The sequence below is a fragment of the Immundisolibacter sp. genome (assembly GCF_028696615.1).
In the GTDB taxonomy this organism is placed as follows: domain Bacteria; phylum Pseudomonadota; class Gammaproteobacteria; order Immundisolibacterales; family Immundisolibacteraceae; genus Immundisolibacter.
The window spans coordinates 1-3,173 of record NZ_JAQVGQ010000268.1 but is presented as its reverse complement, the minus strand read 5'-3'; the positions used below and the strand labels follow the sequence as shown (position 1 = coordinate 3,173).

Here is a 3,173-nt window from a genome sequence, read left to right as displayed (position 1 = left end):
TGTAGATGCCCTGGCATCGCGCCCGCAGGTCACCGACTTGGTGCTGGTCGGCAGCGGCATCAACCACATCGACAGCACCGGCCTGAGCATGCTGCAGACGCTGCTGCCGGCGCTGCGCGAAGCCGGCGTGCGCACGCACCTGGCCGAGTTCAAGGGCCCGGTGCTCGATCGCCTGCAGCGCTGCGGGCTGCGGGAGTTGTTGGCGTCCGGCCAGGTATTTTTGAGCACGCACGAGGCGGTCACTACACTCACGGAAAATGCGCCGGCCATCGAGGAGATCACGACATGAACGCTGCCCTACCCGTCGTGCTGTGCACTTTGGGACCAGAACTGCGCCCACTGCTCGAGACCAAGCTCGCCGGCCTGGCCAAGGTGCGCTTTCTGGCCGATGTCGACGCCACCGAGCGGCCGGCGGCGCTGGCGGCGGCCGACGTGCTGCTGTGCTTGCGCCCGCAGCTGGAAATCGGCGCCGACTGGCCGGCGCAGCCGGCCTGGCGCTTCGTGCAGTTTATGAGCGCCGGCGTCGATCATATTGATTTGACGAAATTTCCAAAGACGGCTCAGCTTGCCTGCAACGCCGGTGGCTTTTCCGAAGCGATGGCCGAACACATCCTGGCGATGGCGCTGGCGCTGACCAAAAAGCTGCTCTACAACCACCGGCGCATGCAGCAGGGCGTGTTCGACCAGCTCAGCGACACCGGCACGCTGCGCGGCAAGACCGCTGGCATCCTGGGCTTTGGCGGCATCGGTCAGGCCACGGCCGATTTGTTCCGTCACTTTGACATGCGCATCGAGGCCATCAACCGCAGCGGGCGCAGCGCGCATCCGGCCGATTTCCTCGGCACGCTGGCCGATCTCGAGCGCCTGATGCGCGCCGCCGACGTGCTGGTGGTGTGCCTGCCGCTCACGCCGCAGACCGAAGGTCTGATCGGCGCCCGCGAGCTGGGTTGGCTGAAGCCGAACGCGACGCTCATCAACGTCGCCCGCGGCGAGATCATCGACCAGAAGGCGCTGTACGACTGGCTGGTCGCCAATCCAGAGGCCAGCGCCGGCATCGATGCCTGGTGGGTGGAGCCGTTTCGGCACGGCGAGTTCCGGATGGACTATCCGTTCCTCGACCTGCCGAACGTGCTCGGCTCGCCACACAACTCGCCGCGCGTGCCAGGCGGTGCGCAGATTTCGGCAGCGCGTGCCTGCGACAACATCGCCCGCTTCTTGCGCGGCGAGCAGCCACGCGGCCTGCTGGACCCGGCCAGCGTCAATATGTTCCGCTCGACCGGCGCCTAGAAAATTCCATCGCGCAACAGCGCCGAGCCCGCCACCCACGCTCGCACCTCGGCCGCGGTGAACGGCCAGTCGAGCTCGCGTCCGCTGGCCGACACGTGCAGCACCGGGATGCGCGCGCCATAACGCAGGGCGAGCGCCTCGTCGTAACCGATCTCGACCGTCTGCACCACATCGCCAAGGCCGGCGTCGGCGAGCACCGCAAGCGCGTCCTCGCACAAATGGCAGCCGCGCGTCACGTAAAGCGTGAGGTTCATGGACGAGATCTTAGCGGCCTCTTGGCCAGCCATGGCGGCTCTGGCATCCTGCCGCGATGAACACCTCCTCCCCCGTCACCGAATGGGTGCAGCTGGTCGACACGCTGGACCGTCCCACCGGCCGCGCCGAAAAGCTCGACGCCCACCGCCGCGCCCTGCTACACCGGGCGTTTTCCGTGTTCGTGTTCGATCGAACCGGGCGCCTGCTGCTGCAGCGCCGGGCAGATGGTAAGTACCACTCAGCAGGGCTTTGGACCAACACCGCCTGTGGTCACCCACGGCCTGGCGAAGGTCTGATCGACGCGGCCCAGCGCCGCCTGCGCGAGGAAATGGGCTTCGACTGCTCGCTCGAACCCGTCGGCAGCCTGCTCTACCGCCTGCCGGTGATCGGTGATCTGACCGAGCACGAGTTCGATCACCTGCTGTGCGGCCAGTGCGAGATCGACCCTCAGCCCGACCCACAAGAAGTGAGCGCCTGGCGGCGCGTCGCCTGGCCCGAGCTGCTGGCGACAATCGCCGCCGCACCGGACAGCTTCACCCCGTGGTTGCGGGAAATCCTGACTTGTTGCCGCCCCGCCATCGAGACCTGGATTCATGAGCACTGCGCCGGTTGAAGCTTACGCCGAGATCGACGGCGGCCGGCTGTTCTACCGCCGCCAAGGACGCGGCCAGCCGCTGCTGCTGGTGCACGGCTTTGCGCTCGACCACCGGGTGTGGGCGCTGCAGTGGCCGGCGCTCGCGGCGGACTTCGACGTCATCAGCGTGGACTTGCGGGGCTTCGGCCGCTCCAGTCTGCCCGGCGCGGCGCCGTATGCGCACCATGCGGACCTGCGCGCACTGCTGGACGCGCTCGGCGTCGAGCGCGCGCACCTGATGGGCCACTCGCTCGGCGGCGGCATCGCAGCGAGCTTCGCCGTCGCCTACCCGCAGCGCGCCGGTCGGCTGGTGCTGTCCGCGCCGCTGCTGCGCGGCCACGCGCTCAGCGCACTGCTGACGCTTCTGAAACGTGTGTGGCAGATCGCCGCCCGCGACGGCGTGGACGCCGCGCGGACCGCGTGGTTGCACAGCGACCTGTTCGCACCCGCGCTCGACACGCCGACCGGCCGCGCCCTGCTGACCGCCATCCTGGCCGACTACAGCGGCTGGCACTGGCAACACCGCGACCCGGAAACCGGCGTGGAGCCCCCGCTCGCCGAGCGCCTACCCGAGCTGCTCGCACCTACCCTGGTGCTGGTCGGCGCCCGCGACCTGCCGGACTTCGTCCACATGGGCGAGGCGCTGGCTGGGCAGGCGCCCGATGCGCGGCTTGAACTGCTACCCACTCTTGGGCATGGGCCGTCAGTAGAGAGTCCCGACCTGTTCAATCGGCTGGCGTTGGATTTTTTGAACGGCGGTGTCTGAGAGCCGGATTTTAGTTAACGCCTTCTTCTGTAGGAGGCCCGCCCTCGGGCCGCATCCCGGCACCCGTCATTCGCGGCGAGGGCGCCGCTCCCACGGCCTATGTCGCCGTGAATCTCGATCAATGCGGTTCGTGCCGCACCGCATCCTGCCGCGGGCTCCTTTCGCCGCGGGGTGGTAGAGCGGGTTAGGCGTAGCCGTAACCCGCCGATCCGCGAGGCATTGGTGGTAGAC

Annotated in this window: 5 protein-coding genes; 4 read left to right on the top strand and 1 reads right to left on the bottom strand. The window is 68.2% G+C overall.

All coding sequences use genetic code 11. The annotated features are described in order from the left end of the window. On the top strand, window positions 1-289 hold a 289-nt coding region (locus PHC73_RS12990; protein WP_300129065.1), incomplete at its 5' end, for a sodium-independent anion transporter. Beyond that, complete coding sequence (locus PHC73_RS12985) at window positions 286-1,287, top strand: 2-hydroxyacid dehydrogenase (protein WP_300129062.1); 1,002 nt, start codon at window positions 286-288, stop codon at window positions 1,285-1,287. The genes PHC73_RS12990 and PHC73_RS12985, both read left to right, overlap by 4 nt. Here PHC73_RS12985 and PHC73_RS12980 read toward each other — a convergent pair. Continuing rightward, window positions 1,284-1,541 carry a glutaredoxin family protein gene (locus tag PHC73_RS12980; protein WP_300129059.1) on the bottom strand — a complete coding sequence of 86 codons (258 nt, stop codon included), beginning with the start codon at window positions 1,539-1,541 and terminating at the stop codon, window positions 1,284-1,286. The genes PHC73_RS12985 and PHC73_RS12980 overlap by 4 nt on opposite strands. Window positions 1,542-1,597: 56 nt before the next feature. Here PHC73_RS12980 and idi point away from each other — a divergent pair, with 56 nt between their 5' ends. Both idi and PHC73_RS12970 read left to right on the top strand, forming a co-directional pair. Continuing rightward, entirely contained in the window at window positions 1,598-2,155 is a 558-nt protein-coding gene (gene idi, locus PHC73_RS12975; RefSeq protein ID WP_300129056.1) for an isopentenyl-diphosphate Delta-isomerase, read from the top strand. Continuing rightward, complete coding sequence (locus PHC73_RS12970) at window positions 2,136-2,942, top strand: alpha/beta fold hydrolase (RefSeq protein ID WP_300129053.1); 807 nt, start codon at window positions 2,136-2,138, stop codon at window positions 2,940-2,942. The genes idi and PHC73_RS12970 overlap by 20 nt, the downstream gene beginning before the upstream one ends. Window positions 2,943-3,173 lie beyond the last annotated feature (231 nt).

What these genes read in the sequence shown, in the direction of transcription:
- PHC73_RS12985 (WP_300129062.1), top strand. Translation starts at nt 286, where the DNA reads ATGAACGCTGCCCTACCCGTCGTGCTGTGCACTTTGGGACCAGAACTG.
- PHC73_RS12980 (WP_300129059.1), bottom strand. Translation starts at nt 1,541, where the DNA reads ATGAACCTCACGCTTTACGTGACGCGCGGCTGCCATTTGTGCGAGGAC.
- idi (WP_300129056.1), top strand. Translation starts at nt 1,598, where the DNA reads ATGAACACCTCCTCCCCCGTCACCGAATGGGTGCAGCTGGTCGACACG.
- PHC73_RS12970 (WP_300129053.1), top strand. Translation starts at nt 2,136, where the DNA reads ATGAGCACTGCGCCGGTTGAAGCTTACGCCGAGATCGACGGCGGCCGG.